At 49.8% G+C, this 6,260-nt stretch carries 2 protein-coding genes; both read right to left on the bottom strand.

Annotated features, from left to right (window positions below):
• Nucleotides 1-498: 498 nt before the first annotated feature.
• Nucleotides 499-5,742 carry a PAS domain S-box protein gene (locus AC5JLP_RS04975; protein ID WP_496066807.1) on the bottom strand — a complete coding sequence of 1,748 codons (5,244 nt, stop codon included), beginning with the start codon at nt 5,740-5,742 and terminating at the stop codon, nt 499-501.
• Between the two features lie 290 nt (nt 5,743-6,032).
• On the bottom strand, nt 6,033-6,260 hold a 228-nt coding region (locus tag AC5JLP_RS04970), incomplete at its 5' end, for a hypothetical protein (protein WP_496066806.1).

Below are 6,260 nucleotides of genomic sequence, written 5' to 3'. Positions count from 1 at the left end.
TGATGCTCATCGCTTTGGGTAATTGCAGCAAATACAACACTTGTAACCGCTCTTTTAGATTCGCCTCTGATTGCTGTTGAATCAGCGCTTTCAGTTCGGCTACTGTCTCTTGGATTTTGATGCGAGTAACACCGACCATTGCTATTTCTCTCCACCCGGTAGAACTCAGTCTCCCATTTGTCACTCCCTTTTTTCAAGTTGGTATTAAACGGTCCCCATAGGCATAATAAACAAGCGATCGAGCCTTGACGACAAAATCGGCTTTCGTCTCAAAACTCACCTCAAAAGCAACGTCTCATACCGATTTAAAGAATGACGGCTACAGATCAATCGGTGGGTAGGGGCAAGGCAATGCCTTGCCCCTACAGGATGTGTCGCATTTTCAATTCAAATTGGTATCAAAACTACTTTGCACTCATGAGTTTTGAGACGTTTGTACCAATCTGGCGAAAGTGTCTCGTCTTGACGGAGAATGTACCTTCTACCTCTTGCAGAATGTCAACGGGCGATCAACGGTTGTGGTCTGGCAATGCCGTAGCCCTGAGCATAATCAATCCCTAGTGCCCGAATCCGCTCTAAAATCGCGTCATTTTCTACAAACTCAGCGATCGTCCGAATGCCCATGACAGCTCCAATATGCGTAATGGCTGACACAATGGCGTCATCGACAGAGTTCTCAACGATATTGCGAATAAAGCTCCCATCAATTTTGAGGTAATCCACTGGTAGAGATTTGAGATAGGCAAACGACGACATCCCCGCCCCAAAATCGTCCAATGCAAAGCGGCAGCCCAGTCCTTGAAGTTCCTGGATGAACTGGCTGGCTTTTGTCAGGTTGGCGATCGCCACGGTTTCGGTAATCTCAAAGCAAACACGCTGGGGTGAAATTGGGTGGAGGGCAAACTGCTCATGCAGAAAGTCAATGAACTGGTCATCGTTGATGCTGGAGCCAGACAGATTGATGGCATAGATGCTTCGGTCATCATCCACGATCGTGGGCCAAGTTTCAAACAGCGTCCGCACGACCCAACGATCAATTAAGTGCATCAGGTTATAGCGTTCTGCCGCAGGAATAAACGCCATCGGCGGCACTAAATTTCCTTGCTCATCGCGGAGCCGCAGCAACACTTCATAGTGGTCGCCATTATGGTCGCCGTTTTGAGCCACCGGGGTAATGGCGGCAATTGGTTGTGCGTAGAGGCAAAAGTGATCGCTTTCTAACGCTTGAGTAATGCGGCTGACCCACTGCATCTCTCCACGCTGCTGCAAGCGCTCCTGATCATCTGCCTGAGCCACATACACCCGATTGCGTCCCCGGTGCTTTGCAGTATAACAGGCAGCGTCAGCGGCACTGATAATCTCTGCAAGGCTCTCGCTCTCGGCATCGATGCTAATCAAGCCAATACTGACTCCAATGGTAAAGACCTGCTCTTGCCAGACAAACCGAAACGCTTGCACACACTCACGTAGTGCATTGGCAACTCGTAAGGCCTGCTCTGGCGTGCATTGATTGAGCAACAGACCAAATTCGTCACCGCCTAACCGTGCCAGCGTATCGGCTTTACGAGTTTTCTCCTGCAACAAGGTGGTAACTTGACGCAGCAATTCGTCTCCAGCCACATGACCACAGGTATCATTCACAATCTTGAAGCGATCGAGATCGAGGTAGCACAAGGCGTGCACCTGGTGGTCTGCCTGAGCAAGCAGCAACGCTTGCTCAACCCGCCGCTCAAACTCCCGCCGATTCACTAATCCGGTTAAAGCATCATGACTAGCCTGCCAAGTGATCTGACGGGCAAGCGTCCGCGTCTGAGTCACATCATGAAAGACCATGACCGCACCAATCGTCTGTCCTTCTCGATCGTGGATAGGCGCGGCTGAATCTTCAATTGCTAACTCCTGACCATGCCGCGCAATTAAGACCGTGTGGTTTGCCAACGCCACAATTTGATTGTCTCGTAACGCTGCTTCAATCGGGCTTGGCACTGGTTCTCGCGTGCTTTCATGCACAATGCGGAAAACTTCGGCGAGCGGCATGCCCTGGGCTTCGGCTTGAGTCCATCCGGTCAACGCTTCTGCGATTGGATTGAGGTATTCAATTCTGCCTACTCTATCTGTGGTGATGACAGCATCGCCAATCGATCGCAAGGTGACCTGAGCCAGTTCTTTCTCGTGAAAGAGCCTTGCTTCCGTTTCCTTTAAGTCAGTAATATCCCGCCCTACCGATTGGAACTCGATGAATTGCCCGTGTTCATCAAACAGCATCCGGTTGTGCCATAGAGTCCAACGCACTTCACCGTCTACAAGCACTCGGTTTTCAATGACAAGGACCGGGTTATCAGCATTCATAGAAGCTATGAGCTGAGCCACTCGCTCTCGGTCTGCCTCAAAGATCAGAGGTTGATAGCAACTGCCAATCAGCGCTTCTGACGATCGTCCAAAGTAAAGCGCGTAGGCTTGATTGACAAAGGTGATGGTGCCATCTGGTAAACATCGAGAAATCAGTTCAGTTTGGTCTTCAACGATGGCGCGGTAGCGAATCTCGCTACTGTGTTGTAGAGCGAGTTCTGCCTGTTTGCGATCGTTCACGTCTCGATGTACACCAACCATACGGGTCGGTTGATCGGCCTCACCTCGCGCAACAACCTTGCCGTAATTGCCGATCCATTTCCATTCACCGGACTTTGTCAGCACTCGATACTCAAACCGATAGGGAATGGTCGGGTCGTTGAGATGGGCGTTTAGGCAGTCAACGACCCAAGGTTGATCTTCAGGGTGAAGCAACTCTTTCCAGGTCTCTACGCTGCCTGCTAAATCGCCCTCTGCATAACCCAGCATCTTCAACCAATGCGGACTGAAATAAACCTCTGAAGTGGCAATGTTCCAATCCCACAAGCCATCTCCAGAGCCTTCAAACGCCAAGCTTAGCTGTTGCTGACTCTCGCGCAAGTTCGCTTCTGTTTGTTTACGATCGCTGATATCCCGCACGATCACCAGTGCTTCGTTGTCATTAATGGCCGCTATGCGTACTTCTTCATAAACTAACTTGCCTTGTTTAATGAAGGAATGTTCCCGAACTTGTAGTTCACCTGTCGTAATTGCCTGTTCAATGCCTTGCAGTTGGCGTTGCAATAACTCTGGTGGCAGCACTTCAGCTATATTCTGACAAATCGGCAAAAAACTTTCGGCATGAGACCCCTTGGGTAAAATGCATTCTAAACAAAAGCCATCTCGTCTCAACCACAACAACAAATCTGGAATCGCCTGCAAAATAGCGCGGTTGTGCGCTTCACTATGACGTAGGGCCGCCTCTATCTGCTTGCGTTGCAACACTGCACCCAGTTGAGCAGCGATGACTGCTAAGCTTTTTAGCAGCTGCGCGTCTTCCCTAACCGCTACAAACTTGAAGAAGACCAGTACCGCTAATAATTGCCCATCAACAACAACCGGAATTCCCATTGCTGTCTTGATGTTGGTTTGCAACACGATTGACTGTTGCAGAAAGTAGTGCTTTAACTCTTGTGACGCATCCTCTCGCCACTCTGGTTGTTGAGATGCCCAAACTCGTCCAGGAATTCCAGTCCCTGGAGAAAAGCTGAAAGCTTCGCTCATCGCTCTAAATTCATCCAGTTGGGGTAACTGGTCAAACTTTTGATCACGGTTGATGTAATAAGCTGGACTACACTGCAAAGCATTGCTCTGAGAGCAAAAAAGCCACGCTTCCCCATAATTCCACCTGGTTGCCTCACACACTAGCCGCAAAACTTGCTCTAGTGCAGAGCTAAAGTCTAAAGATTGTCCAACCGCCAGTGCCAAAGATTGCAAAAGTTGAACGTATTTTTGGGCCTCTCTGCGCTCGGTAATATCAGAAAAGGACGTAACGACTGCGTAGGGTTGGGACTGGTCTGGGTGAAACAAGGGTTGAGCATTAGTCGAAATCCAGGTCAGTTGTCCGTCAGGCTTAGAGATTCCCATGACAACGTTGCGGCAAGGTTCGCCTGTTCGGAGCGTGACCATTGCTGGGTGTTGTTCGCCAGGAAACGGTGAGCCATCTTCATGAGTAGTGTGCCAATTTAGATCAAGCGACGATCGCCCCACAAGTTGTTCGGCTGACAACCCCAAGATTTGTTCGGCACTGGGATTACTGGTACAGACTTTCCCGTCTGCATTTTGCAACATCACTCCCTCTGCCATGGCCGCAATTACAGAAGCGTAGCGTTCCTCACTGGCCTGTAGTGCCGCTAAGAGATTTTCCTTGACCTGGAACTGAGAGGCGAGCCGCAGGGTGTTGGTCAAAAACCCTGCCAATAGCTGTAACGTCTGAATGCTCTGTTGTGTGAAAGCCTCGGTCATGGCTGAAAATGCTTTCAGAACCCCGATCGTATTTCCTGTTTGCTGCGACAGAGGAACAACAACCATTGACCGAATGCCCATGCGACGACAAGCCGCAAGATTAACTCGTGGGTCGGTTTCCGTGTCGGTGCAGTATAAAATTTCGCCCGTCTCAACACATCGCCCTGATAAACTCGTGGCGATCTTGAGCCGTAACCCTACCTGAGCAGCAGCCACACCGTTAGCAGCGCGATAGACAAGCTCATCGCCTTCCACCATTTCGATCACAGCGCCACTGGCGTGAGTTAGTTCCTGAATGCGCTCAACAATCAGCGCCATGACTTCATCCAGATTCGGACTGAGCGCCGCAATCTCTTGTTGAATTTCGATTACCGCTGTAGTCTGCTGCGATCGCAGGTGTAAGGCTTCTTCTGCTTGTCGGCGCTCGGTGGCATCTCGAAAGCTCAATACTTTACCGATACAGCGATCGTTCAGCCATTGGGGACGAGCATAGCATTCAAGCACTCGCCCATGCTTGAGTTCAAGCAGGTCAAAGGTTTCGCACTCCAATTGATTCGGCCTCTCGCTAGTCACTTGAAAAAAAGCCTCTGGGTCTTTGAGTTGCTCGATCGCAAACAAGACCATTGCCTCCGCCTGCCCGCTTCTCAAAGCCTCTGAAACAGAGTCAGGCATGCCCCACATTTCAATAAAGCGGGCATTGAAATTGACCGCCTTTCCTTGACGATCTAAAACCAAAATGCCTTCTGCGGTAGATTCCAACGTTGCTTGCAGCATTGCATTGGATTGAGCCAGTGCAGCCGTGCGCTCTGTAACTTTGGTTTCGAGTGCTTCGTTGACATAGCGCAAGCGTTCTTCGGTGCTTTCCAATGCGGGGTCGGCCTGTATTCGTGTGGTAATGTCCTTAATCACCAAGACAACCTCCTGCACCTCACCCATATCAGTCTTGACGGGGTAAGCAGTCCCTTCTAGCCAGCGAGCACAACCCACATCACCATCAATGGCAAGTTTGTAAACGAATGGGGATAAGGTTACAGCTTCTCCAGCAAAGACCTGTTGTAAAGAAGGCAAATGACCAGAAGCAAGCACCTGTACGTCTTGCAGTACGTTATAGCCTTCTAAGACAGCACGAGAATCACCCCAAAGAGTTTCCCATGATCGATTGGTATAGCGGAGTGTACCATCGGGTGCGTAAAGCTGCATTACATAAGGCGCTTGGTCCAGCACTCTGTAAAAACGCTGATCTGACTCATGCAGCTTTTGCTGGATTGGTTGGCACGCCAGATGCTTTGACTGCGATGACCAAATCTTCTGCCCAATGGTGACGCAAAATATGCCTGTCAGTACCCCAACCGCCCAACTGATGCCCTCTAACCAAGTAGCTAAAACCACAAAGAAACCTGCTATTAAAGAGTGCTGATCCGACCCATAGCTCAAATAAACGTGGAAGTTTCAAAAGCGGATGAGTCTCCAGCACTCGTACCACTAGGGCTTAACAAAAACTTCATCTTCAATCGGTTCTAGTGTGCCCAACAAACCGTGAAAAGACGATATGAGGCTTCTCAGATATCAACAATCTGAAAATGTCAAGCATGAGCCATGAACAAAAGTACCAGGTTTGACAAGGTGACGTTTCCATAGCAACCGTGCCAACAGTTGTTTTCGGTAGAAGCAAACGCCATTCACAGTTCCAGTTCATAGATGGTGGCAATCTCATTGGACTGAATGCCCAAGTACGCCAACGTTTGTTGCTGGGCTGCATGTCCAAACGCTTCCATCAACAGCGGAATCGCCGTGCCCCGTTCCAGGCGTTGCCAATAACCCCAGGTTTTTCGCAGCGTGTGGCTGCCATAGTTGGGATTGCGACAGGATACGTGTAAAAACCTGTAAGATAGCCCTCTAATCCTTGC

The organism is Stenomitos rutilans, from assembly GCF_059505485.1.
Note: the sequence above shows the minus strand (reverse complement) of the source record. Positions and strands in the feature narration are given on the sequence as shown.